This window comes from Streptomyces sp. MA5143a, from assembly GCF_900290235.1.
GTDB lineage: Bacteria > Actinomycetota > Actinomycetes > Streptomycetales > Streptomycetaceae > Streptomyces.
Genome location: NZ_OLMK01000008.1, coordinates 1 through 24,957 on the forward strand (window position 1 = coordinate 1; position 24,957 = coordinate 24,957).

At 70.9% G+C, this 24,957-nt stretch carries 17 protein-coding genes; 11 read left to right on the forward strand and 6 right to left on the reverse strand.

The features are described from left to right. Positions 1–30: 30 nt before the first annotated feature. Both SMA5143A_RS02320 and iolC read right to left on the reverse strand, forming a co-directional pair. Complete coding sequence (locus SMA5143A_RS02320) at positions 31–909, reverse strand: Cgl0159 family (beta/alpha)8-fold protein (protein ID WP_107461145.1); 879 nt, start codon at positions 907–909, stop codon at positions 31–33. 340 nt (positions 910–1,249) lie between these two features. Next, positions 1,250–2,206 carry a 5-dehydro-2-deoxygluconokinase gene (gene iolC, locus SMA5143A_RS02325; protein WP_107461146.1) on the reverse strand — a complete coding sequence of 319 codons (957 nt, stop codon included), beginning with the start codon at positions 2,204–2,206 and terminating at the stop codon, positions 1,250–1,252. A gap of 333 nt (positions 2,207–2,539) precedes the next feature. Between iolC and SMA5143A_RS02330 the strand changes: the two genes are divergently transcribed. From SMA5143A_RS02330 to fxsT, 8 genes are all read left to right on the forward strand, one after another. Next, complete coding sequence (locus SMA5143A_RS02330; RefSeq protein ID WP_107461147.1) at positions 2,540–3,559, forward strand: sugar ABC transporter substrate-binding protein; 1,020 nt, start codon at positions 2,540–2,542, stop codon at positions 3,557–3,559. A 5-nt stretch (positions 3,560–3,564) separates the two neighbouring features. Next, on the forward strand, positions 3,565–4,641 hold the full coding sequence (locus tag SMA5143A_RS02335; RefSeq protein WP_107461148.1) for an ABC transporter permease: 1,077 nt from the start codon (positions 3,565–3,567) through the stop codon (positions 4,639–4,641). Between the two features lie 8 nt (positions 4,642–4,649). Then, complete coding sequence (locus SMA5143A_RS02340; protein ID WP_107461149.1) at positions 4,650–5,552, forward strand: ATP-binding cassette domain-containing protein; 903 nt, start codon at positions 4,650–4,652, stop codon at positions 5,550–5,552. A 235-nt stretch (positions 5,553–5,787) separates the two neighbouring features. Beyond that, positions 5,788–5,943, forward strand: a complete 156-nt coding sequence (fxsA, locus tag SMA5143A_RS02345; protein WP_107461195.1) for an FxSxx-COOH cyclophane-containing RiPP peptide — start codon at positions 5,788–5,790, stop codon at positions 5,941–5,943. A gap of 32 nt (positions 5,944–5,975) precedes the next feature. Continuing rightward, positions 5,976–8,339, forward strand: a complete 2,364-nt coding sequence (locus SMA5143A_RS02350) for an FxsB family cyclophane-forming radical SAM/SPASM peptide maturase (RefSeq protein WP_107461150.1) — start codon at positions 5,976–5,978, stop codon at positions 8,337–8,339. Positions 8,340–8,512: 173 nt separating this feature from the next. After that, positions 8,513–9,184 carry a TIR-like protein FxsC gene (locus SMA5143A_RS02355; protein ID WP_107461151.1) on the forward strand — a complete coding sequence of 224 codons (672 nt, stop codon included), beginning with the start codon at positions 8,513–8,515 and terminating at the stop codon, positions 9,182–9,184. A 1-nt stretch (position 9,185) separates the two neighbouring features. After that, on the forward strand, positions 9,186–10,520 hold the full coding sequence (gene fsxC, locus SMA5143A_RS02360) for an FxsC protein (RefSeq protein WP_107461152.1): 1,335 nt from the start codon (positions 9,186–9,188) through the stop codon (positions 10,518–10,520). Then, positions 10,517–14,524, forward strand: coding sequence for an FxSxx-COOH system tetratricopeptide repeat protein (gene fxsT, locus SMA5143A_RS02365; RefSeq protein WP_107461153.1), 4,008 nt, complete (start codon positions 10,517–10,519; stop codon positions 14,522–14,524). Before fsxC ends, fxsT begins: the two co-directional genes overlap by 4 nt. A gap of 61 nt (positions 14,525–14,585) precedes the next feature. On the opposite strand, the gene SMA5143A_RS02370 is transcribed toward fxsT, so the two are convergent. Beyond that, positions 14,586–15,521: an alpha/beta fold hydrolase gene (locus tag SMA5143A_RS02370; RefSeq protein ID WP_107461154.1), complete on the reverse strand. Its 936-nt coding sequence runs from the start codon at positions 15,519–15,521 to the stop codon at positions 14,586–14,588. Positions 15,522–16,156: 635 nt separating this feature from the next. On the opposite strand from SMA5143A_RS02370, the gene SMA5143A_RS02375 reads away from it, so the two are divergent. Beyond that, positions 16,157–17,647 (forward strand): hypothetical protein, encoded by a 1,491-nt coding sequence (locus SMA5143A_RS02375; RefSeq protein ID WP_107461155.1) that lies wholly within the window; start codon positions 16,157–16,159, stop codon positions 17,645–17,647. Positions 17,648–17,712: 65 nt separating this feature from the next. Here the strand turns inward: SMA5143A_RS02375 and SMA5143A_RS02380 are convergent, their stop codons facing one another. Continuing rightward, on the reverse strand, positions 17,713–18,378 hold the full coding sequence (locus tag SMA5143A_RS02380) for a Pr6Pr family membrane protein (protein ID WP_107461156.1): 666 nt from the start codon (positions 18,376–18,378) through the stop codon (positions 17,713–17,715). A 90-nt stretch (positions 18,379–18,468) separates the two neighbouring features. Then, a complete protein-coding gene (locus tag SMA5143A_RS02385) occupies positions 18,469–20,085 on the reverse strand; it encodes a serine/threonine-protein kinase (protein WP_107461157.1) in 1,617 nt (538 codons plus the stop codon). Between the two features lie 203 nt (positions 20,086–20,288). Between SMA5143A_RS02385 and SMA5143A_RS43665 the strand changes: the two genes are divergently transcribed. After that, complete coding sequence (locus SMA5143A_RS43665; protein ID WP_258193236.1) at positions 20,289–22,985, forward strand: ATP-binding SpoIIE family protein phosphatase; 2,697 nt, start codon at positions 20,289–20,291, stop codon at positions 22,983–22,985. 42 nt (positions 22,986–23,027) lie between these two features. Here SMA5143A_RS43665 and SMA5143A_RS02400 read toward each other — a convergent pair whose 3' ends face one another. Beyond that, the gene (locus SMA5143A_RS02400; RefSeq protein WP_107461158.1) at positions 23,028–24,179 is read right to left on the reverse strand and encodes a cobalt-precorrin-5B (C(1))-methyltransferase; all 1,152 of its coding nucleotides are present in this window, start codon (positions 24,177–24,179) and stop codon (positions 23,028–23,030) included. An 18-nt stretch (positions 24,180–24,197) separates the two neighbouring features. Here SMA5143A_RS02400 and SMA5143A_RS02405 point away from each other — a divergent pair, with 18 nt between their 5' ends. Next, a complete protein-coding gene (locus tag SMA5143A_RS02405) occupies positions 24,198–24,944 on the forward strand; it encodes a cobalt-precorrin-6A reductase (protein ID WP_107461159.1) in 747 nt (248 codons plus the stop codon). Positions 24,945–24,957: the final 13 nt, after the last annotated feature.

Below are 24,957 nucleotides of genomic sequence, written 5' to 3' on the forward strand. Positions count from 1 at the left end.
GGGGGCCGGTCCGGTGTTTCCGCGGGGGACTCAGAGCAGCCCGACCGCCGTGTCGACCGCGGTCTCCACGCTGCCCTCGGCGGGGTAGAGCAGGGAACGACCGACGACCAGGCCCTGCACGGTGGGCAGCCGCAGGGCCTTGCGCCACTTCTCGTAGGCGCCGTCCTGATCCTTCCCCACCTCGCCGCCGAGCAGTACGACGGGCAGGGTGGAGGTCTCAAGGACCTCGGCCATGGCGTCGGCGTCGTCGGTGACGGGCAGCTTCAGCCAGGTGTACGCGGAGGTGCCGCCGAGGCCCGCCGCGACGGCGATGGAGCGGGTGACGGCCTCGGCGCTCAGGTCGTTGCGGACCCGGCCGTCCACGCGGCGCGAGATGAACGGCTCGACGAACAGCGGCAGTCGGCGCGCCGCCATGTCGTCGACCGCGCGGGCGGTCGAGTGCAGGGTCCGCAGGGAGCCGGGGTCGTCGTAGTCGACGCGCAGCAGGAGTTTGCCCGCGTCGAAGCGGAGGCGCTCGATGTCCTGCGGGCGGTGGCCGGTGAAGCGGTCGTCCATCTCGAAGGACGCGCCGGCGAGCCCGCCGCGGTTGAGGGAGCCCATGACGACCTTGTTCTCCAGGACGCCGAGGAGCAGCAGGTCCTCCAGGATGTCGGCGGTGGCGAGCACGCCGTCCACGCCGGGCCGCGACAGCGCGGTGCAGAGTCGCTGGAGGAGATCGGCGCGGTCGGCCATGGCGAGGGGGCGGCCGCCGACACCGAGGGCGCCGCGGGCGGGGTGGTCGGCGGCGACGATCATCAGACGGCCGCGGTCGCCGATGAGCGGGCGGCGGACACGGCGCGCCGCGGCTTCGGCCACGGCCTCGGGGTGGCGTGCGCGCACGGACACCAGGTCGGGGATGGTGAGGGTCAACTCGGGCTCCGTTCCAGGGGCGGTGCCCCTTCGACCCCCTCGGGCGCCTCATGGCTCGGGGGGCGCTGCTTGTTCGGCGAGTGCGGGTGGCTTGTGGTTTCTCGCGCAGTTCCCCGCGCCCCTGAAGGCACGGGCCTGCGGCCCGGCCCTCATCCCCGAGGCGCCGTTGAAAAGCACGGGGCGCAGCCCCGGTGGCTTTTCAGGGGCGCGGGGCGGTGACACATGCGGCTCCGCCGCGTGGGCGCGACAAGCCCCCACCCGCCGGCGGACGACGAACCGGCTGTCCCACCCGCGGCGGGGCGAACCCCCCAGCGGGAGCGACCCGGCGGAGGCCGAGGCGTCACCCCGTCCCCAGCAACTCCTCCACCTCCCCCACCGTCGGCATCGCCGAGGAGCAGGCGAGGCGGGACGCGACGAGGGCGCCCGCGGCGTTGGCGTAGCGCATGATCCGCTCCAGGTCCCAGCCGCGCAGCAGCCCGTGGCAGAGGGCACCGCCGAACGCGTCGCCCGCGCCGAGCCCGTTGACGACCTCGACCGGCACCGGCGGCACCTCGGCGACCGTGCCGTCGCGGTGGACGGCGAGCACCCCCTTGGGGCCCTGCTTGACGACGGCCAGCTCCACCCCCGCCTCCAGCAGCGCCTCCGCGCAGGCCCGGGGTTCCCGGACCCCGGTGGCGACCTCGCACTCGTCGAGGTTGCCGACGGCGACCGTGGAGTGCCGCAGGGCCTCCGCGTAGTACGGGCGGGCCGTCTCGGGGTCCTGCCAGAACATGGGGCGCCAGTCCAGGTCGAACACGGTGGTGCCGGCCTTGTCGCGGGCCTTGAGCGCGGCGATGGTGGCGGAGCGGCTGGGCTCCTCGCTCAGTCCGGTGCCGGTGATCCAGAAGACGCGGGCCGCGCGGACGGCGAAGAAGTCCAGCTCGTCGGTGTGGATCTCCAGGTCGGGGGCCTTGGGGCGCCGGTAGAAGTAGAGCGGGAAGTCGTCCGGCGGGAAGATCTCGCAGAACGTGATCGGCGTGGGGTGGGCGGCGACGGGCGTGACGAACCGGTCGTCGACTCCGAACTCCGTGAGGGCTTCGTGCAGGAACACGCCGAAGGGGTCGTCTCCCGTCCGCGTGATCACGGCGGAGGCGTTGCCGAGCCGGGCCGCGGCCACGGCGACGTTGGCGGCGGACCCGCCGAGGAACTTGCCGAAGGTCTCGACGCGGGCGAGCGGCACACCGGTCTGCAGCGGATACAGATCCACTCCGATGCGCCCCATGGTGATGAGATCGAAGGACTCGGCGGACTCGGGCATGCGCGTCGCTCCTCGGGTGGGGGGATGCGGGCCGACCGGAGACCCGGGGAGCGCCCGGGAAGCGCGCACACGGGGGCCGGAGGTATCCCAGGTGTAGGGCCCCGAGAGAGCCGCTGTCAAGAGTTTGTACTGACATTCGGACCTGCTCGTGAAATGATGTCTTAACAAAGTCTTGACAGCTGGGTGTACCAGGGGTTTGATCCCGTCCCAACGAAACAGCGCAGCCGGCCTACCGGCACAATGATCCGGACTTCAGGTCCGGGCCCGCGCGGGCACACCGCCCGACGCTGTCCCGTTCCCTTTCCCCCTGTCGCACAGTGAGGTGCAGGAAAGATGGACCGCACGTTTCAGCCCCGCTCACGCCGAGTGGCTCCCTTTTTCGCCATGGCCGCGGCCTCCGCGATGTTCATAGCCGGATGCTCCAGCAGCTCCGGCGGCAAGGAGGCCGAGGAGGGCGGGGCGAACGCCTCCGCGGGCAAGGCCAACACGCCGCAGATGACCGTGGCGCTGGTGACCCACGCCGGGCAGGGCGACACCTTCTGGGACATCGTCCGCAAGGGCGCCCAGACGGCCGCCGACAAGGACAACGTCAAGCTGGTCTACTCGAACGACCCGAACGCCGCGAACCAGGCCAACCTCGTCCAGAACGCGATCGACCAGAAGGTCGACGGCATCGCCGTCACCCTCGCCAAGCCCGACGCGATGAAGGACGTCATCGCCAAGGCGGAGAAGGCGGGCATCCCCGTCGTCGGCCTGAACTCCGGCATGGACGTGTGGAAGGAGCAGGGCCTGCTCTCCTTCTTCGGGCAGGACGAGACCGTCTCCGGCGAGGCCTTCGGCAAGAAGCTCAACGAGACCGGTGCCAAGCACGCGGTCTGCGTGATCCACGAGCAGGGCAACGTCTCCCTCGAGGCCCGCTGCGCCGGTGTGAAGAAGACCTTCAAGGGCAAGACCGAGAACCTCTACGTCAACGGCACGGACATGCCCTCGGTGAAGTCCACCATCACGGCCAAGCTCAAGCAGGACTCCTCGATCGACGAGGTCGTCACGCTCGGCGCGCCCATCGCCCTGACCTCCGTGCAGTCGGTCGACGACGCGGGCAGCAAGGCCAAGGTCGCCACGTTCGACCTGAACAAGGAGCTGACGGACGCCATCAAGGCGGGCGACATCGAGTTCGCCGTCGACCAGCAGCCCTACCTCCAGGGCTACCTGGCGGTCGACTCCCTGTGGCTCTACAAGAACAACGGCAACTACAGCGGCGGCGGCGAGGCGCCGGTCCTGACGGGCCCGGCCTTCGTGGACAAGGACAACGTCGACACGATCGCCAAGTTCGCCGCGAAGGGCACCCGGTGATCTGAATGTCCCAAGCAACGGCACCGGCGGCGAGCTCCCCCTCGCCGCCGGCTCCGCCGGCCGCCCAGAAGGACGGCCGTACCGTCGAACGTTCCCTGGGCCGACGCCTGTTGGCCCGCCCCGAGGTGGGCGCGCTGATCGCCGCGATCGGTGTGTACGTCTTCTTCTTCGCCGTGGCCCCCTCCTTCCGTGAGGCCGGCTCGCTGGCGACGGTGCTCTACCAGGCGTCCGTCATGGGCATCATGGCGCTGCCGGTGGCGTTGCTGATGATCGGCGGGGAGTTCGACCTGTCCGCCGGTGTCGCGGTCACCACCTCCGCCCTGACCGCGGCGATCCTCAGCTTCCAGCTGACGGTGAACGTGTGGACGGGCGTGATCGTCGCGCTGGTCGTGTCGGTGGCGGTGGGCGCGTTCAACGGCTGGCTGCTGATCAGGACGGGCCTGCCGAGCTTCCTGGTGACGCTGGGTTCCTTCCTGATCCTCCAGGGCTCCAACCTGGCCGTGACGAAGATCTTCACCGGCAATGTGGCGTCCGACTCGATCGCCGACATGGACGGCTTCGACCAGGCCAAGAGCATCTTCGCCTCCGAGGTGACCATCGGCGGCGTCGACTTCAAGATCACGATCTTCTACTGGCTGGCGTTCGCGGCGATCGCGACGTGGCTGCTGCTGCGCACCAAATTCGGCAACTGGATCTTCGCGGTCGGCGGCAGCCAGGACAGTGCGCGGGCCGTCGGCGTGCCCGTGAACTTCACCAAGGTGGCCCTCTTCATGGGCGTGGGCGCCGGGGCCTGGTTCGTGGGCATGCACCTGCTGTTCTCGTTCAACACGGTGCAGTCCAACGAGGGCGTGGGCAACGAGTTCCTGTACATCATCGCGGCGGTGATCGGCGGCTGCCTGCTGACCGGCGGCTACGGCTCGGCGATCGGCCCGGTCATCGGCGCCTTCATCTTCGGCATGGTCAACCAGGGCATCGTCTACGCCAACTGGAACCCCGACTGGTTCAAGGCCTTCCTCGGCGTGATGCTCCTGATCGCCGCCCTCGTCAACTTGTGGGTCCGCCGCCAGGCGACCCGGAGGTGAACCACCCCATGACACCCACGAACACGACCGCGGCCCCGTCCGCCGCGACCCCCGCCACCGACACGCCGGTGGTGGAACTGCGCGGCGCGGGCAAGGCGTACGGCAACGTCCGTGCCCTGCACGGCGTGGACCTGACCGTGCACCCCGGCAAGGTCACCTGCGTCCTGGGCGACAACGGCGCAGGCAAGTCCACCCTGATCAAGATCATTTCGGGTCTGCACCAGCACACCGAGGGCGAGTTCCTGGTCGACGGCACCCCGGTCCGCTTCACCACCCCGCGCGAGGCCCTGGACGCCGGCATCGCCACGGTCTACCAGGACCTGGCCACGGTCCCCCTGATGCCGGTCTGGCGGAACTTCTTCCTCGGCTCGGAGATGACGAAGGGCCCCTGGCCGATCCGCCGCCTCGACATCGAGAAGATGAAGCAGACCGCGGACGCCGAACTGCGCAACATGGGCATCGTCCTGGACGACCTGGAGCAGCCCATCGGCACCCTCTCCGGCGGCCAGCGCCAGTGCGTGGCGATCGCCCGCGCCGTGTACTTCGGAGCGCGCGTCCTCATCCTCGACGAACCCACCGCCGCCCTCGGCGTCAAGCAGTCCGGTGTGGTCCTGAAGTACATCGCCGCCGCCCGCGACCGCGGCCTCGGCGTCATCTTCATCACCCACAACCCCCACCACGCGTACATGGTCGGCGACCACTTCAGCGTCCTGCGCCTCGGCACGATGGAACTCTCCGCCGCCCGCGACCAGGTCACCCTGGAGGAACTCACCAACCACATGGCGGGCGGCACGGAACTCGCGGCCCTCAAGCACGAACTGGCCCAGGTCCGCGGAGTCGACGTCGACGAACTCCCGGAGGAGAAGGACCTGACGGCGCCGGGGGCTTCGACGAAGGACGGGACGGCGTAGGCGCGACACCCGCCCCGTCCGCGGAACCCCACGACGGACAACGGCCGTGTCGTCAGGACGACTTTCCTGCCCCGCCGGCTCCTCCGCGTCGAGGAGCCGCCAGGAAAGGCTTCCTGACGATCACGGCCGTTCGCGCTCTGTGCCACGGACTTGGCTGGCGATCGCCTTGCTGTTCGGTTACCACGCCGTCACTATGAGGTGTGCCGCCCGGAGCCGTACGCCCGAGGAGACGCCTATGGACAGCTACGAGCAGCCCTTCGCCGCGAGCGTCGTCAGGGACTTGCACGACACTTCGCTGGACGAGGTGCCTGAGTCCGCCCAGCAGTCGGCTCTGGCAAGGATGCTCGCGGGGAACGGGGAACCGGTGGCCGCGTTCCAGTCGTCGCTCTGACCGGCTCGACCGGTACCCGAGGGGACGCACTGGTGACCGCGGTGGCGCGGCCCTTCCGCCAGTTCGTGATCAAGGTTCACAGTCGCTGTGACCTGGACTGTGACCACTGTTATGTCTACAAGCATGCCGACCAGAGCTGGCGTGGGCGTCCCGTGACCATGTCGGAGGAGACCTTCGCCCGCGCGGCCGCCCGGATCGCCGAGCACGCCGCCGCACACCGTCTCCCCCGTGTCCACGTGGTCCTGCACGGGGGTGAGCCGTTGCTCGCCGGGCGGGACCGACTGCGTGGCTTCGCCCGCGTGCTGCGCTCCGCGCTGCACGGTGTGGCCGAACTCGACCTTCGCATGCAGACCAACGGGCTCCGGCTGGACAACGCGTTCTGCGCGATGCTCGCCGAGGAATCCATCGTCACCAGCATCTCACTCGACGGGGACGAGACGTCCAACGACCGGCACCGGATCCGGCCTGACGGCTCCGGCTCCTACCGGGCGGCGGTGCGGGCGGTGCGCCTGATGAACCTCCCCGCCCATCGCCGAGCCTTCGGCGGCCTGCTGTGCACGGTCGACGTGGAGAACGACCCGGTGGAGGTGTACCGGGCGCTCGCCGAGCTGTCCCCGCCCGGCGTCGACTTCCTGCTGCCGCACGCCACCTGGGAGTACCCGCCGCCCCGCCCCAGGGGCGAGACCGACTACGCGGACTGGCTGATCGCCGTGCACAAGCAGTGGACCGCGGACGGCATGCCGATGCGCATCCGCATCTTCGAGTCGATCAGCAGACTGACCCACGGCCGGGGCAGCCTCACGGAGGCACTCGGCCTCGGTAGTTCGGACCTGCTGGTGGTCGAGACCGATGGCGCCATCGAACAGGCCGACTGGCTGAAGACCGCCTATCCCGGCGCCCCCGACACCGACCTGCACATCACCGCCAACCGTCTGGAAGAGGCCGCCCAGCACGAGGGCATCCAAGCCCGCCGCACAGGGCTGCCCGGCCTCAGCGCGCAGTGCCGGGCCTGCCCCGTGGTCGCGGTCTGCGGTGGCGGGCTGTACGGACACCGTCACCGCACGTCGAACGGCTTCGACAACCCGTCCGTGTACTGCGCCGACCTGCTGAAACTCATCGAGTACGTCCAGGCTGCGGAAAGGAGCTCCACCGGCGTCCGCCACGGTTGGCACGGACTGTCCTGGACCCACTTCGACGAACTGTCCGCCGGCTACGGCAGTTCGGCGGCCATCCGTTCCCTGGCCTCGGCTCAGAGCAGCCAGCGGCGCGCACTGCTGGCCGCTGCCCACCGGGCGGACGGTGCGGGGGCGGGCGCCGCCACGTCGGCCCGCGGGTGGGAGGCGATCCGGTCCCTGCCCCCGGCCGCCCTGGAGGTGCTGCTCGCCGACCCGTATCTACGCGTGTGGGCACTGGCGTGCGGGCAGTCGGTGCAGCGGGCCGAGGGCCACCCGGCCGAGGCTGCCCTGTCGGCGGTCGCCCGGACCGGCGGGCAACTGTCACTGCCGGTACCGTTCCGGCGCGGCCCCGAGGGAACGGGGATCCACCTGCCGGGGCTGGGACGACTGCTGCTGCGCGCGGGCAGCCCCTGCCAGGTGCTGCCCGAGGTGACCCTCACTGTCTCCGGCGAGGCGATCACGGTCGAGGGGCGGCGGCTGGACCGGGAACAACCGCCCGACGGCATGATCTGGCAGAGCCTGCGGCGCCTGTCCGCCGATGGCCTGGAAGTGGCGTTCGACGACATCGACCCGTCCCGCGGCTGCTACGGATACCGGCCCCGGCCCCGGCTCCCGGAGTCCGAATTCCGATCCTGGCAGGACATGTTCAGGGAGGCCTGGCGGCTGATCCGGAGTGAGTACCCCGGCTACGCGGACGCCATCGCGGCCGGACTGGTCACCGTGACCCCGCTCGCCGCCTCCTCGTCCGGCGCCGACGTGAGCGCCACCTCCCGTCACGCGTTCGGCGCGGTCGGCATCGCCCTGCCCCGCTCCGCCGACGACCTCGCGCTCCTCCTCGTCCACGAGTACCAGCACGTCAAACTGGGCGCGATGCTCGACATGTTCGACCTCGTCGACGGAACCGACGTACGCCGCCACGAGGTCGGGTGGCGCCCCGATCCCCGGCCGCTCGACGCGGTCATCCAGGGTGCCTACGCCCATCTGGCCGTCGCCGACATCTGGCGCGCCCGGTCCCGGCGAGGCGCCACCGCGGCGCGGCCCGCGGCCGCCGGGCGACCACCCGCCGAGGCCGAGAAATGGCGCCGGGCCGTCCTCGACGCACTGGACATCATGGCTGGAACCGGCTCCCTGACCGCGCTCGGGCACCGCTTCGCCCGTGTCCTGCGGGCAAAGGCGGAAGCACTGGGGGGAGTGGCCGAAACGGGTCCGGTCACGGTGTAATGGACCATCAACTCCCGTTCCCCGTACCGGCTTCCGGCGCAACTGGCGCCGGTCGACCCCTGGCACCGGCAGTGGATGTCGCGTTCCAATGGGTCCTGGAGGAGGTCCAACTGCGATGCTCAGGGCCACTCGGTCCGAAGTGGGCGACGGCGGGGGAGAGGAAAGGCGAGCCCATGATTCAGCCGGATTCTCAGGCGCCGACCCAGTCGGCGGTCTCGACAGATCCGTATGTGTTCTTCATGAGCTATGCGCGGACGCCACTGACGGGGGCGAAACGGAAGAAGGAAGATCCGTCGGACAAAGCGCTCGAAGAATTCCATGCCCAGTTATGCAGCCACATCATGCAGTTGACGGACCACGATGGGCTGGAACAGCCGGGATTCCTCGACCGGCGCATGGGGGTGGGCGCCGACTGGGAAAAACGGCTCATGCATGCTCTGGCCACGTGCCGGGTCTTCGTTCCGATCTACAATCAGCGCTACTTCACCAGGGAATGGTGCGGAAAGGAATGGGACGCCTTCGCGCGGCGGCAGGAGGAACAACTCCGCACCCGGCCCTTCACCGGAAACGCGATCGTCCCGGTCCTGTGGGTCGGTCCCGAGCACTTCAGACTGCACCCTGTGGTGGCGAAGGTGCAGTACACCCACCCCGACCTCGGTGACGACTATCTCCGGTCCGGCCTGTACGGACTGAAACTGTCGAGCAAGTACGCCACCTACCGCAAATCGGTGTGGGCGCTCGCCCAGATGATTGTCAAAGTGGCTCAGCAGACCAACCTCGAGCCATGTGACGTGGAGCTTTTCAAAGACCTCCGGAACGTCTTCGATCTCGAGGGGGAACGGTAGGATGCCCAAGTTCTTCGTGAGCTACGCGCGGGTTCCGTTTCCCCGACGCCGGGAAACCGCGCAGGACCCCAACCGGCTTGTCTTTCAGTTCTTCGACCGCCTCCTCGCGGAAGTGGAACGCCATGACGGTCGCGGGCGCAGGTCGGTGGGTTTCATCGAGCGTCCGGGGACTTCCGAGGAGAAGACGATCGAAGCGCTGATGGACTGCGAGGTCTTCGTTCCGCTGTACTCGCGGAGATACTTCAGCAACTCCCGGTGCGGACGACAGTGGACCGCCGTCACCCAAGGGGCCCTGAGGAGCTCCCCGGCGAAGATCGTCCCGGTGTTGTGGACGCCCTACCCGCCCACGTCTCTGCCTCGGGCGGTGCACGGGTCGCTGCCCGAGGTCCCCGAAGGGCATGGCGCGGCCATGGAGGACTATGGCGACATGGGGCTGCACCAGTTACTCGACCAGTGGAACGACCTGCGGTCCGCACCCCGGTCCGCGGAGGAGCGGTCGGCGGCCGATCTGGTGGGATCCCAGGTCTCCGAAGTGGTCGACTGGCTCGCCCGGCGCATCGTGCGGTCCACGGTCAGCGCCCCACCCCCTGTGTCGCAGCCGCCTCATCCGCAACGCGATCCGCGTCTGCTGGCGGAGTTGGACGACGCGTTCGCCGTTCCTTTCGCCTCTCCGCTGCGCATCACCGTGCTGGCCCCGACCGAGGATCAGTTGCCGGTGGGGCGGGACAGCCTGCGGTACGGCTTGCGGGTCGAGGATTGGCGGCCGTACGGGCCGGTGGCGGACCCCCTGGTCGAACAGCTGGAGGCGCTCGCCCGCAATCTCGGGTTCCATCCGACGGTAGAGCCCTTCCACAAGGCGCAGGAGGAGCTGAAGAGCGCGGCGGTGCCGGACGCCCCCTGGGTACTCGTTGTGGACCCGTGGGCGCTCGAGAATCGTGAAATGGCAATGCAGGCACGGAAGTTCGACACCGCGCGTCGTCCGTGGACGGCGGTGATCAGTACCCTTGCCGCGGACGATCCGCAGACCAAGGAGCAGTCCGATCGGCTGCGAGGACTGCTCACGAGCTGTTTCCCCCGCTTCTTGAACGAGGGGCGGGAGGGTGAGCGTGCGGCGGTCCAGGGATTGGACAGTGCGGATGCCTTCACCCGCTGGTTCAGTGAGCTGGCCGAGTCAACCAAGATCGGATACTTGCGGTACATTCATTCGCAATTGTCCCAGAGTGGCGGTGGCGTTCGGGATCTCCCGGACTCCGGTGCGGATCTGCCTCGACGGTCCGGCACCGGACCGGGCAACGGGGAAGCAGGCAACGGAAGTCGCGTGGAGGGCACGTCATGACCGGCGAGGACGCGGGCAGGATCATCACGTTCTACTCGTACAAGGGCGGTACGGGACGGACGATGGCCCTGGCCAACACGGCCTGGATCCTGGCCTCTTCCGGGCAGCGCGTCCTCGTCGTCGACTGGGACCTCGACGCACCGGGTCTGGACCGCTTCCTGCACCCTTTCCTGGACGAGGGCAAGCTGCGCAAGACGCCCGGCGTCCTCGATCTCGTCAGTCGCTCGACCCAGCTGATGCGTGAGCAGGACGAGGCGGAGCTGGCACGTGGTCAGGAACACGACACCGGCTCCCCAGGGACCGTCGGTGAGCTCTGGTTCGATGCGATTCCGCTCAACAGCTGCATCATCCCGGTGGCCTGGCGTTTCCCCGCCGGCGGTTCGCTCGACTACCTTCCGGCCACGAAGAAGAGCAAGGGGCACAAGGGGTATCTGTCGGCGTTCTCCCAGTTCGACTGGAAACCCTTCATGGAAGGGCCGCTGGCCACCAGGTTCCTGGAGGCTCTCAAGCTCGAGTTCGTCGAGAACTACGACTACATCCTCATCGACAGCCGTACCGGCCTCAACGACATCTCCGACATCTGTACGGTGAGCCTGCCGCACATCCTGGTCACGTGTTTCACCCCGAGCACCCAGAGCATCGAGGGCGCGGTCGGGGTGGCGGAGCGCATCGAGGAGATGTACGGCAATCGGGGCATCCGGATCCTGCCCGTGCCGATGCGGGTGGAGAACGCCGAGGCGGATCGGCTGGAAGCGGCCCGCGGGCAGTTCCAGTACCGCTTCGATCGCATCCTCCGCAAACACATCGGCGACCGGGACCCGGACGAGTACTGGGGCAGGGTGGAGATCCCCTACCGCCCCATCTACTCGTACGAGGAGACGCTGGCACCCTTCCGTGAACCGTCCGGCAACCCCACGAGCCTGCTCGCCGCGTACGAGAGACTCACCGAGGTCGTCACGGAGGGCCAGGTGTCCTCCATGCCGCGCATCGAGGACAACCTGCGCCGCGAGACCCTTGACCGCTACACCAGGCACCGCCCGCCCCGTATCTCGGACGTGTACATCAGCTTCGTCCCCCAGGACAGCGCCTGGGCCAACTGGGCCGGCGCCGTACTGGGGAAGGAGGGGTACAAGGTCCACATGGCGCAGGAGGGCACGGTCGAGGGCGCACCCCTCAGGGAGGAGATCGAACGCGGCGTCGAGGCAGCCTCGCACACCTTGATCGTCTACTCCGAGGCCTACATCAGGTCCGCCCGCTTCCGTACGACCTCGGAGGCGGTCTACGCGTCAGGCGACCTGCGCGACGTGCACCAGTCGATCACGATGAAGGTCGAACGCGTGGAAAGGGGCCGACCCTTCACCGACCAACTCGTGGACCTGACCCGCTGCGGCACCGGCGAGGCCGGCCGACAGGCACTGCTGCATGGTTTCGGCCGCACTCCTGAGTCGTTGTCGGACAGCACCTTCGACGGGGACGAGCCGAAGTTGCCCCGCTACCCGGGTTCCGAGCCCCCGGTGTGGAACCTCTCCTTGCGTACGACCTCCTTCACCGGCCGCACCGAGTTGCTGGAGAACATCCGTGAGCGGCTCTGGCAGGAAGGCAACCGGGCGCTCGTACTGAAGGGCATGGGCGGGGTGGGAAAAACCCTGCTCGCTCAGGAGTTCGCCCACCGCTACAAGAGTGACTACGACGTCGTCTGGTACATCCAGGCCGAGCAGCACATGCTGGTCCCGGAGCAGTACGCCGCCATGGCCGGCGAGCTGAAGCTGCCGGAGCGCACGAATCCGACCGACACGGCCAGGGTGGTGCACGACGCGCTCGAACGAGGTGAACCCCACGACAGCTGGCTGATCATCCTGGACAACGTCACCGAGGCGAGCAGACTCCCGGAGTACATGCTGGCGGGCCGCCGCAGCGGTCACATCCTGATCACCAGCCAGCGCTCCGAGGGCTGGGGGCATTTCGTGGACACCGTCGATGTGCCGGTGTTCGCGCGGGAGGAGAGCATCACCCACCTGAGCAGTCGACTGCCGGACCTGGGTCGGACGGAGGCCAACCAGATCGCGGAGATCCTGGGGGACCTGCCGATCGCGATCGAGCGAGCCGCCGCGGGTATCGCCCAGAGCGACGTCGACGCCCGTACCTACATCAAGCAGCTCCAGCCCCAGGCCACCGGCGCACAGGCGGGTGGTCTCGGCGCGGGCAAGGCGGGCGAGGTCACCAAGGTCAGCGGCAGTACGTGGGAGTTCGCCCTCGGCCAGCTGAGGGAGAAGTTCCCGCCGGCCGTGAAGCTGCTGGAGATCTGTTCGTACTACAGCCCCGAGCCCATCTCGATGGATCTGCTGGAGGGCTTCGCGGTCTCGGGGACCCTGGGCGGAGCCCGGACAGTGTCGCGCGCCTATCGGGAGCTGAGTCGGTTCTCACTGGTCACCGTGGACCGTAAGGCCCGTGCCCTTACCGTGCACCGGATGATGCAGCAGGCCATGCGTGACCGGATGACGGAGGAGGAGCGCCAAGCGGCCCGCGACGTGGTGTACCGCTCGCTGATCGCGGCGCGTCCGGGCAAGGACGACCCGGAGGACCCCAACACCTGGGAGAGCTATCGGATCATCTGGCCGCACCTCGGCACGCCCTGGGCCGAGGCCGCGACCGACGAGGGCATCAGGGAACTCTTCGTGGACCGCGTGCGGCAACTGCGCCGCCGGGGCGAGTTGGCCCAGGCTCTGGACTACTGCGAGAAGCGCGTGGCGGACTGGACGGCCCATGGCTCCCCGGACGACCGCTGGACCCTGCACATGCGCTTCCAGATCGCCAACGTCCTGCGGACCCAGGGCCGGTACGAGGAGTCGCTGTCCCTGGACCAGGAGGTGCTGGAGCGACAGCTGGCTGTGCTGGCGGACAAGGACGACCAGCACATCCTGATGACGACGAGCAGCATCGCCGCGGACCTGAGAGGGCTGGGGCGCCTCTCGGCGGCTCTGAGCTACGACGAGAAGACGTACGAGAAGTACGAACTCATCTTCGGTGAAGACCATCCGCGCACTCTCAGCGCGGCCAACAACCTCGCTGTCGCGCAGAGGCTGTCCGGCGACTACCAGAAGGCCCTGGAGCTCGACCGCAAGACGTTCGAACTGCGGGAGGAGATCCAGGGGCAGGACCACCCCCTCACCATCGAGACCGCGGTCAACCTCGGACGCGACCTCCGTGACTGCGGCGAGTACGAAGAGTCGGTCACGCTGCTGAAGCGGGCCTATGAACGCTGCCTGCGCAATCCCCGCCTCACCGAGGGCTCGCCGACCGTGCTCAACACGGCCAAGGGCCTGGCGGGCTCGCTGCGGCGCGCGGGCCGGCCCGCCGAGGCCGAGGAACTCGTGCAACTCGTCCTGAGACGGACACCGGACGGCGAGAAAGGACCGTCCTCGGAACGCCTGCTTCTGGAGATGAGCCTGGCAGGCGACATGGCTGCTCTGGGGCGGGGTGCGGAAGCGCTGAACCTGATCCGCAGGGTCCTCGACGACCTGCGGACAACCCTGGGTGACGGCCACTCCCTGACGTTGGCTTGCGCCGTGAACTACGCGGTTCTGCTGCTGGGCGACAGGGCGGCCGGCCCCTCGGAGGCGGCCGATGCGTGGCAGTTCTTGGACGAGGCCAGGAAGAGGTTCAGCGAGCTCAACGGTGAGCACCACCCTTATGTGCTGATCTGCCGGGCGAATCTGGCGGCGGCCGAAGGGGCGTTGGGTCGCTGGGAGGAGGCCCGCAAGGAGTGCATCGAGGCCTATGACCTGCTCAAGGAGGCGCTGGGGCGCTCGCACCCGTCGACGCTGACCTGCGTCGGCAATCTCGCCATCATCCTCAGGGAACTCGGTGGGGCGCAGGAGGCGGACACCAAGCACAAGGATGCGCTGGCCGCCCTCAGCCAGCGCATCGGCAAGAACCATCCCCGGGTGCAGGCCCTCGACGAGTGGCGGCTGAGCTGTCTGGACCTGGAGCCGCACCCGATCTAGGCGGCAGACCGGCCGACCGGTACCCGCGCGGCGGGTACCGGAGCGGCGGGTGCCGGAGCGGTCAACGGGCCTTGTCGCGAACCCAGGCGAGCACGCGGGGCAGGGCGTTCAGTGCCGCGAAGTGGGCGGCGGAGGGCTGGACCACGGCTTGGGCCTTGGGCATCTTCCTGGCCAGCCACTCGAAGTGCGCCATGGGCGCGAAGACGTCGTGTTCCCCGTGCCAGAGCAGTACCGGGATGTCGCCCTCTATCTCGTCCAGCTTGAATCCCCAGGAGGAACGGAAGGCGACCAGGTCGTCCACCCAGCCCATCGGGGGCAGTTGATCCACCGCCCCGCCCTCGCCCTGCTCGGTCCGGTCCACTGCCGAGTAGTAGTTGATGAGGAGAAGCTTGCGGATCCCCGCATCCTCGACGATCACTCTGTCCACGTCCGGCATCTCCACGTGGAGGGACTGGAGGAAGAGCCGAGGATCCTGCCGGATCATCTCGGCGTTGCGGGCAAGAAGCTCGCCCAGAGCGGTGGGGTCCAGCGAGAAGGGGTCGAGCAGGCGATAGGTGGATACATTGGACTCCGACATGCCGCTGAACCAGTCGAATTCCGGGTCGTCGACATCCGGTGGCGCCAATGAGACCAACGCGGCGACGCTCGCCACCTTGCTGTCGATGTTCTGCGCGGCGCAGGCCAGGGCGTGCGGCGCGCCGCCCGATCTGCCCACGACCGAGTAGCGGTCCAGTTTCAGGTGTCCCGCGATGACGGCCACGTCCTCGGCGGCATCGAGGATCCTCCGGTGCGGGTGGCGGTCCGAGCCGCCGTACCCCGGGCGGTCGTAGGCGATGAGTCGGACACCCAGTTTGTGGAGATCGAACGTGCGGGGCCGGGGGCCCAGTCGACTTCCGGGTGTTCCGTGCAGCAGGAATACCGGATGGGCGCCGGGATCACCCCATGCCTCGTAAGTGATCACACGCCCACCGGGCTTTGTTCTCACTGTCCCAACCACCCGATGCCCTCCCGTTGCCAGCGACTGTGGACTGGAGTGCGGGACATCCCAGCATCGCGCAAGGCAGGCCCCGCTCCTAGTAGTTGCTCAGCCGTTCTGGCTAGGTGTGGCGAGTAATGGGTCTATGTGGGCCGCTCGGCTGGTCAGGCCCCAAGGTAGTGCACCAGGCTTTGGGGCGCCTGTGGAGCGAGGAAAACATGGTGCGGAGGTGAGGGTCAGGGTGTAACGCGATGGTGTCCATGCTGTGCTGCTGCCGTCCTTCTGTCATGCCTGACGGCAGGGTGGCGGCATGATCACCCGTTCGGGGTAGTACGGAGGGTGACGGCTCGTGAGTGATGCGTATCACTACCCGTCAGATGCCTCCGGACGGTGTACTCCCCGTGGCCGATAGTCGAGTTGGTCGGACCGGCCCAGCGTCTCCGTCCCACGCGTCGATCCAGGCACCCGCGGGCCAGGCGCCAGGCCGGTCGCGAGGGCCTGGAGGGCCGTCAGCCGGGTGATGGCGTCCGGGGCAGCCGGGTGATCGCCTCCGGCGGTCGGTGCGGCGTGCCCGGGTGGTCCCGGGCGGTGGCTGATCCTTCTGTCGGTCAAGAGGATCTTCGGCTTTCTGTCGTCTTGTGCCATCGGGATGGGTCATGCACATCACCTCCAACGCCCCGCCGCTCCTCGCACCCGTCACGGCGCCGCCCGCCGCCTCGCCGGTCCTCGCTCCGCTGGCCGCCGTGGCCGGCGCGTTCACGCTCGCCCAACTCGTCCTCGTCGCACCGGGGATGGGGCTGGGCTGGGACGAGTCGGTGTACGTCAGTCAGGTCAGCCCGCACGCCCCGGCCGCGTTCTTCAGCGCGCCACGCGCCCGTGGTGTCCCGCTGCTCGTCGCACCGGTCGCCGTGTGGTCGTCGTCCACCGAGTTGCTGCGGGTCTATCTGGCCGTGCTGTCCGGGGCGGGGCTCTACCTCGGGCTGCGGGTGTGGCACGGGCTGTTCCCCCCGCGGGTGCTGGCGCTCGCGGGCGCCCTGTTCGCCACGCTGTGGGTGACCCTCTTCTACGGGCCCCAGGCCATGCCCAACTACTGGGTCGCGATCGGCGCCCTCGTCACCGCCGGATGCTTCCTCCAGGCCAAGGCCCAGGCAACCACCCCGCCCTACGCGCACCGCCCTACGCCCCTCTGGGGCGCCGCCGCCGGTACCGCGCTGATGGCCTGGATGCGGCCCACGGACGCCGTGTGGGTCTGCGTGCCGCTGCTGCTCATGTCGGTCCGGGCGCGCGGGTGGCGGCAGCCCCGGCCGGCGGCGGCGATGGCGGCCGGACTCGGCACCGGCGCCGGGGCCTGGGTGATCGAGGCGTACGTCCGGTACGGGGGACTCGTCCGGCGGCTGGACGACGCGTCCCGCGTCCAGGGCGGACTGGGCTGGCACATCGCCGTCGACGATCAGCTGCGCGGCCTGGCCGGGCGCACGCTGTGCCGCCCCTGCTCCGGGGAACTGCCGCACGTGGCGGTCTACGCCTGGTGGTTCGCCCTGCCGGTGCTCGCCGCGGTCGGGGTGGCCGTGGCCGTCCGGGCACGCCGTCGGACGCCCACGCTGCTCCTGCTGGCCTGTGCCACGACCGCCGCCCTGCCCTACCTCTTCTTCATCGGTTACGCCGCGCCCCGGTTCCTGCTCCCCGCGTACGCCCTGCTCGCGATCCCCCTCGCCGACGGCCTCCTGAGCCTGGTCACCGGGCCGGGCGGTGCGTGGCGGCCGGTGGCGGGGACGCTCGTGGCGCTGGTGCTCGTCGCGCACCTGGGGGTGCAGTACACGGTGCTGAAGCGGACCGTCGACCGCACCAGCGCCTCGCACCGCGACTGGGACCGGGTCGCCGCCGACCTGCGACGGCTGGGCGTACGGCCGCCGTGCCTGCTCACCGGCGACCACGCCATCCCCATCGCGTTCTACGCCGGCTGCGCCTCCGCCGCCGTCCGCGGCAACAACGCCAACATCACCCGTGATGGCATCCTGCGCACCGCCGAACGAGTCCCGGTCGCCACCCTCGTGCCCACGGACGGCACCCCGCCCGCGTACGCCCGCTCCTGGCCCGCCCACGAGGTCGCCGGGTTCCGGCTCCACGTGGCGCCGAGGGAGCGCTAGGGGGGTACCTCCCCCCGGTCGCGGGTCCCCCCGGGGCGAGGGTCCCGCCTCGCCGTGGGGCGATCTCACCGGGGCCCCGTCCGGCGGTGGGATCCGCCCCGGAACTCCCGTGGGCGGCGGCGTGCCCCGGCGGTGTTGCCCGCCTTGACCACCAGCGCGCCGAGCGCCACGAACAGCACCGCCAGCAGCAGACAGGCCACGGTGACCCGGCCGTAGCCGCCGACACCCCGGTCCGGGTCCAGGAACGGGTACGCGTACCAGTCGGTCACCGCGCCCCGGACCAGGCTGTAGCCGACGTAGAGGAGGGGGAGGAGCAGCCAGGACGCGGCGCTCGGGTAGCGGACGCGGCGGCGCGGCGGGTCCACCAGCCAGTCGGCGATCATGACCAGCGGCAGCGCCTGGTGCAGCACATGGTCCGCCCACGACGGCATCAGCGTGTCGTGGAACCCGGTGTCGACCAGCCCGTACACGAACCCGCTGACCGCCATGTACAGCACCACCGCACCCCGCGCCATGTCCGGCACCCCGCGCCCTCCCCGCGTGTCGCGCAACCCCGCGGCACCCGAGGCCAGCAGGACGACGCACGCCGCCATGGCGCTCAGGATCGTGAAGTGGCTGAAGAAGTCCACGAGGCCGGTCGCCGACGTCGCGGCGTCGTGGCCCGCGAAGCCCAGGGCCACGGCCGACAGGACGGCCAGGGCGATGCGTGACAGGGAGAGAGCGAGCGTCATGCGCCCAGAGGTACGGGCGGACCGGGCTCCCGGCCCGCATTCGTCCGTCCGAGGGCGACGCCCGGCCGTCGGTGCCGCGGGCGACCGGCCTCAGGACGCGGAGGTGATGAAGCCGTCCCTCACCTTGTCGAAGACGGGACGGTACGTGTCCCACTCCAGGTCCGGTGCCGAGAGGAGGATGTCGTACTCCCGCTCGCCCTCGCGCCCGAAGCCGAGGTCGATGGCGCGGAAGGTCCGGGCACGCCCCCGGAAGGTGAAGTCCCAGACGGCGGCCGGCTGCCCCCGCAGCGTCGTCTTCTGCATGCGCAGCTTGCGGTACGAACCGGGGTAGTTGAGCTTGGTGTTCGCCTCGATGTCCTTGAAGTGGGTCATGGGGTGCGAACCGGCTGGGTCGACCACTCCGATCTCGAGGCGGACGAGGCCCCTCCCGTCGACGTAGACGACCGTTTCCGAGGTCCGCTGAGCGACCTTCCAGCCGTCCGGGACGGGGAAGGACGCGTCGAGGCTCTTGTCCTTGACCAGGTGGTAGCCGTCGGGCAGGGGAGGGGGCGAGGAGGACGGGGTGGGGGAGCCACCGGTGGCGTCCGGAGTGGCGTTCGAATCGGGGTTCGACGCCGCGTAGAGGGTGGCCCCGATCACCGTCGCGGCCACGGTCACGGCGACGGCGAGCGTGACGAGGACGCGACGCCGCGTGCGACGGCCACGGCGCGGCACCGACCCGGTTCCCGGTTCCGGTTCCGTTCCCGGTCCCGTTCCCGTTCCCGGTCGCGTGAGGGTGGGGCCTCCCGCCGTGGTGGTGTGCCGGCCCGTGTCACCGTGCGGCCCGTGGGGTCCCGCGGTGCCCGTGGCGGACGGCCTGGGCAGTGTGGTCGTCGTGCCGGACAGCACGGCTCGCAGCGCCTGCTCCGTCTGCTCCGCGGTGGGCCGTTCCTCGGGGTCCTTGACCAGCAGGGCCTCGATGAGGGGTTCCAGGGCGCCGCCCTGCTTCAGGGGCTCCAGCGGGTCGACGGCGATGGCGTACGCGGCCTCCATCGCGGTCAGGCGGCGGAACGGCGGGCGGCCCTCCACCGCCTGGTACAGCGTCGCGCCCAGCGCCCACAGGTCCGAGGCGGGGCCGGGCTTCTGGCCTCGAATGCGTTCCGGGGCCATGTAGTGGATGGAGCCGACCATCTCGCCGGTCCTGGTGAGCGTCGAGGCGTCGGCCGTCATCGCGATGCCGAAGTCGGTGAGGACGACCCGGCCCTCCGCGCCGAGCAGGACGTTCCCGGGCTTGACGTCCCGGTGCAGTACGCCGGCGGCGTGCGCGGCGCGCAGCGCGGCGATCATGCCGAGGCCGATCCGGGCCGCCTCCTCCGGCGACACCGTCCGGCCGTCGGTGAGGAGGTCGGCGAGGGTGGGCGCCGGGACGTACTCCATGACGATGCAGGGCCGGCCGTCGCCGTCCACCTCGTCGTCGACGACGTCATGGACGACGATCACATTCGGGTGCGCGACGCGGGCGGCACTGCGGGCCTCGCGGCGGGTGCGCTCGTACAGCCGGGCCAGGTCCTCGGGGGCCAGGTGCGGCTGCACATGGAGTTGCTTGAGGGCGACCTGACGGCCGAGGACCTCGTCCTCGCCCCGCCACACCGTGCCCATGCCGCCGCGGCCGATCTGCTCCGTGAGCCGATAGCGCCCGGCGACGAGCCGCCCTACGTCCGACACCACGTGCCTCCGCCAGCCCTGCGTACGTTCGATTCGCGTCGTCACCCTATCCGGCCGAGTGCGGGGGCCCGGTGGCCGGTTCCGATCCGGGCCCGTGTCCGGTCCGGGCCCGTCTCCGGTCCGGGTCCGTCTCCCCCCGCCCCCGGTGAGCCAGGGGGAGCCCCAGGACGCGCACCCTCCGGGCGTCCCGGCGTAACGTCGAGAAGGTGGACCTCACGGCTGACGGTCTTGTGTCCCGTGTCGCGCGCGAGCTCGGTTCGAAGGCGGACGAGCTGATCGCCGAGGTGGAGCGGTGCCTGCGCAGTGAGCTGCCCGACCTCTGGACGTACTCGGACGCCATGACGTCGCAGAACGTCGCGCGGCACGTGGTCGTCGTCCTCTCCGCACTCGAACACGGTGTCGATCCCCGTGCCGTGGAGCAGCCGATCGCGGAGCTGACCCGGGTACGGCGGCTGGCCCGGCACGGCGTACCCGTCAGCGTGGTGCTGCGGGCCTTCCGGCTGGGGCAGGGCGTCATGCTCGACCGGCTGCTCGAAGGGATGGCCCGGCTCACGGACGACGCCACGCTGATCAGCGAGGCCGCCCGGCGACTGATCGTCACGGCCACCGGTTACGTGGACCGCTCGTCGGAGCAGGGTGTGGTGGCGTACGAGGAGGAACGCGAGCACCGGCTGCGGGGGCGGCTGTCCTTGGTGAACGAGGCGAGCGTCCGCATCGGTACGACCCTGGACATCGCCCAGACCACCCAGGAACTCGCGGAATTCGCCACGGAGCCGCTGGCCGGCCTGGCCGACCGTTCCTTCGCCGACCTGGTCACCGTCGACCTCATCGACTCCGCGCTGCACGGCCACGACACCCCACCGGAGGACCCGCTCGTCCTGCGCCGTCTCGCCCGCAGGACGTCGGCGGCGCCGGAGGAGCACTCCGAGGCCGGGGCCTCGGGGGGCGGGGCCGGTGCCGGGTCCGGGTCCGCCGGGTCCGAGCTCCGTCGCGGGGCCGCCCTCGAACAGGGGGCCGCCGTCGGCTCGGCGACGAAGGTCGCGCTCCCCGAGCCGCACACCTTCCCCGCCGGTTCGCTCCCGGCGCGCGCCCTCGCCACGGGGCACCCCTTCCGGCACCGCCTCGACGGTGGGCCCCCCGACCTGGTCCATCCGGCCCGACCGGCCCCCCGGGGAGCGTCGGTCCCTCCCGTCCCGTCCGCCCCGTCGCCCCCGTCGGCGCACTCCACGCTGGTCGTGCCGCTGCGCGCCCGGGGCGCCATATTGGGGGTGGCGCAGTTCTTCCGCGCCCCCGCGTCCGACGCGTTCGACGACGAGGACCTGCTCCTCGCCCAGGAGATCGCGGCGAGGGCGGCGGTCGCCGTCGACAACGCCCGCCGGTACACGCACGCCCGCGCCACCGCGATCAGCCTCCAGCGCAGCCTTCTCCCGTCCCGTACGCCACCGCAGTCCGCCGTCGAGGTCGCCTGCCGCTACCGGCCGGCCGGTGACAGGGCCGGCGTCGGCGGCGACTGGTACGACGTCATCCCGCTCTCCGGGGCCCGCGTCGCCCTCGTCGTCGGCGATGTCGTCGGCCACGGGATCCACGCCGCCGCCACCATGGGCCGCCTCCGCACCGCCGTACGCACCCTCGCCGACATCGACCTGCCCCCCGACGAACTCCTCACCCACCTCGACGACGTCGTCATCCGCCTGTCCGCCGAGGCGGAGGGGGAAGGGGAGGAGGACGAAGAGGAGCAGGGGCAGGGGCAGGGGCAGGAGCGGAGGGGGCGAGGGGCGCGGCAGGGGGAGGCGGGCGACGCCAGGGCCGACGCCGGGTCCGGGGACAGGGCCGACGCGCGGTCGCCGGGAGGGGGCGGGCGGTCGGAGGGTGCCGGTGCGCGGGCGGCGGCGGGCCGTGGGCTGCCCTCGGGGAGCCCTCGGGCTGGGGACCTCGGGAGCGGGATCTCCGCCTCCGCCGGCGGCGGGGCCACCGGATCAACGCCCCCGGTGACCTCGGGAGCTGTTCCCCCCGGGCCCGCCGCACCCCTTCCGCACCCCTTCGGAGCCCCCTCCCCGCGCCCGTCGCCATCCCCCACCCTGGCCCCCGTCGGCGCCGAGTCCGTCGGAGTCGTCGGGGCCACGTGCGTCTACGCCGTCTACGACCCGGTGTCGCGGTCCTGCACGCTCGCGAGGGCGGGACACGTGCTGCCCGTCGTGGTCGCCCCGGACGGTGTCGTGGACGTTCTCGATCTGCCCCCCGGGCCGCCGCTCGGGCTGGGCGGTCTGCCGTTCGAGTCGGTGGAGGTCGAGTGGCCGGAGGGCACGGTGCTCGCCCTGTACACCGACGGTCTCCTGGAGGCGCGGGGCCACGACATCGACGAGGGGCTCGCCCGACTGCGCGATGCCCTCGTCCGGCCGGCCGCGTCCCTGGAGGCCACCTGCGACGCCGTACTGGGATCACTGCTTCCCCCGCGTCCGCCGGACGACGTGGCCCTGCTGCTGGCCCGTACCCGCGCCCTCGGCGCCGAGCAGGTCGCCCACTGGGACCTGGAGGCGGACCCGGCGGCCGTGGGGCTGGCCCGGGCGAACGTCGCGCGTCAACTCGCCCTGTGGGGACTGGAGGAGCTGGACTTCCTGGCGGAGCTGGTGGTGAGCGAACTGGTCACCAACGCCATTCGCTACGGCCGGCCCCCGATCGGACTGCGGCTGATCCACGACCGCACGCTCCTGTGCGAGGTCTCCGACGCCGGCAGCACCACCCCCCACCTGCGCCGGGCCAGGGTCTTCGACGAGGGAGGGCGCGGTCTCCTCCTCGTCGCCCAGCTCGCGGAGCGCTGGGGCACCCGCCACGCCCGTCACGGCAAGACGGTCTGGGCCGAGCTGAACGCGTCCGCCGCGCTCCCGGACATGGCCTTCCTGTGACCGCGGCGCCCCGTCGCCGGGCGACCGTGCTCCCCGTCGTCGTCAGGCGACGGTGCTGCGGCCCACCACCGTGCCCGCCCGGTCGACACAGATGACGTCGACGGCGACCGGTGCCCCGCGCAGGACCGTCAGGGCCTCGTCGCGGGCCGCCGTCGCCACCAGGTCACCCAGCGGTACGCCGACCGCGGCGCACAGCTGGAGGGCGGCGAGCCCGGTGTTGGCGGCGGCCACCTCCGCGGCCAGCGTCCCGTCGGCGCCGCCCCGCCGGGCCAGCTCGGCGAGGAGGCCCTTGTCGACCTGGGAGCGGCCGGAGTGCAGGTCGAGGTGGCCGGCGGCGAGCTTCGAGAGCTTGGCGAAGCCGCCGCAGATCGTCAGTCGGTCGACCGGGTGGCGGCGGATGTACTTGAGGACCGCGCCCGCGAAGTCACCCATGTCCAGCAGCGCGTCCTCGGGGAGCCCGTACTCGGCGACGACCGTCCGCTCCGACGTGGACCCCGTGCACCCGGCGACATGCGTACGGCCCGCCGCCCGCGCCACGTCCACGCCCCGCCGGATGGAGTCGATCCACGCGGAGCAGGAGTACGGCACCACGATTCCGGTGGTGCCGAGGATCGACAGACCGCCGAGGATGCCGAGCCGGGGGTTCCAGGTGGAGCGGGCGATCTCCTCGCCGTGGTCGACGGAGACGGTGATCTCGACGTCGCCGCTGCCGCCGCACCGCTCCGCGACCTCGGCGACGTGCTCGCGCATCATCCGGCGGGGCACGGGGTTCACGGCGGGTTCGCCGACGGGCAGGGGCAGACCGGGGCGGGTGACCGTGCCGACGCCGGGACCGGCCCTGAAGACGACCCCGGCCCCGGCGGGCAGCCGCCGTACCGTGGCCCGGACCAGCGCGCCGTGCGTGACGTCCGGGTCGTCGCCCGCGTCCTTCACGACGCCCGCCATGGCGTACGCGTCCGTCAGCTCCTCGGCGGCGAGTGCGAACGACGGGGTCTGCCCCTTCGGCAGGGTGATCGTCACCGGGTCGGGGAACTCCCCGGTGAGCAGGGCGGTGTACGCGGCCGTCGTCGCCGCCGTCGCGCAGGCGCCGGTGGTCCAGCCGGGCCGCAGCCCGGTGTGCTTGAGTTGGGCCGCGCGACCGCCCTTCGCCGTACCGGCCGGCCCACCGCCGCGCTGCTCGTCACTGCTGTTCATGAACGGACCCGGACCCCCATGCACGTACTGATACTCGGCGGAACCGCGGAGGCCCGCCGCCTGGCCGAACTCCTCCACGGCATGCCCGGCCTGACCCTGACCAGCTCTCTCGCCGGACGGGTCACCGGCCCGCGGCTGCCCCCGGGCGAGGTCCGCGTCGGCGGCTTCGGCGGAGCCGGGGGCCTCACCGCGTGGCTGCGGGAGCACCGGGTGGACGCGCTCATCGACGCCACCCACCCTTTCGCCGGGACCATGAGTTTCCACGCGGCGCGGGCCGCCGCCGACGCCCATGTTCCCCTGCTCGCCCTGCGCCGCCCCGGCTGGGTCCCGGCGGACGGTGACGACTGGCACGAGGCCGCGTCCCTGGCGGACGCCGCGACCCTGCTGCCCGCACTCGGCCGGCGGGTGTTCCTCACCACCGGACGTCTGGGCCTGGGCGCCTTCGCCGGCCTCGACGAGCTGTGGTTCCTCGTACGGTCCGTGGAACCGCCCGAGGCCCCGCAACCGGCCCGCATGGAGGTCCTCCTCGACCGGGGTCCCTTCACCCTCGACGGGGAGCGCGCGCTGCTGCGCCACCACCGCGTCGACGTGCTCGTGACGAAGGACAGCGGGGGAGCGGCCACCGCACCGAAGCTCACCGCCGCGCGCGAGGCCGGCCTGCCCGTGGTCGTGGTCCGCAGGCCCCCGGTGCTCGACGGCGTCCCCGTGGCGGCGGACCCCGAGACGGCGGTTCGCTGGATCGGCGAGCACCTCACGGGCCGCTGACCCCCGGTCACGT

Bases quoted from the DNA above. Each gene is read 5' to 3' on its own strand.
- SMA5143A_RS02340 (WP_107461149.1), top strand. From the start codon at position 4,650: ATGACACCCACGAACACGACCGCGGCCCCGTCCGCCGCGACCCCCGCC.
- SMA5143A_RS02330 (WP_107461147.1), top strand. From the start codon at position 2,540: ATGGACCGCACGTTTCAGCCCCGCTCACGCCGAGTGGCTCCCTTTTTC.
- SMA5143A_RS02405 (WP_107461159.1), top strand. From the start codon at position 24,198: ATGCACGTACTGATACTCGGCGGAACCGCGGAGGCCCGCCGCCTGGCC.
- SMA5143A_RS02355 (WP_107461151.1), top strand. From the start codon at position 8,513: ATGATTCAGCCGGATTCTCAGGCGCCGACCCAGTCGGCGGTCTCGACA.
- SMA5143A_RS02380 (WP_107461156.1), bottom strand. From the start codon at position 18,378: ATGACGCTCGCTCTCTCCCTGTCACGCATCGCCCTGGCCGTCCTGTCG.
- SMA5143A_RS02400 (WP_107461158.1), bottom strand. From the start codon at position 24,179: ATGAACAGCAGTGACGAGCAGCGCGGCGGTGGGCCGGCCGGTACGGCG.
- SMA5143A_RS02375 (WP_107461155.1), top strand. From the start codon at position 16,157: ATGCACATCACCTCCAACGCCCCGCCGCTCCTCGCACCCGTCACGGCG.
- iolC (WP_107461146.1), bottom strand. From the start codon at position 2,206: ATGCCCGAGTCCGCCGAGTCCTTCGATCTCATCACCATGGGGCGCATC.
- SMA5143A_RS02335 (WP_107461148.1), top strand. From the start codon at position 3,565: ATGTCCCAAGCAACGGCACCGGCGGCGAGCTCCCCCTCGCCGCCGGCT.
- fsxC (WP_107461152.1), top strand. From the start codon at position 9,186: ATGCCCAAGTTCTTCGTGAGCTACGCGCGGGTTCCGTTTCCCCGACGC.
- fxsT (WP_107461153.1), top strand. From the start codon at position 10,517: ATGACCGGCGAGGACGCGGGCAGGATCATCACGTTCTACTCGTACAAG.
- fxsA (WP_107461195.1), top strand. From the start codon at position 5,788: ATGGACAGCTACGAGCAGCCCTTCGCCGCGAGCGTCGTCAGGGACTTG.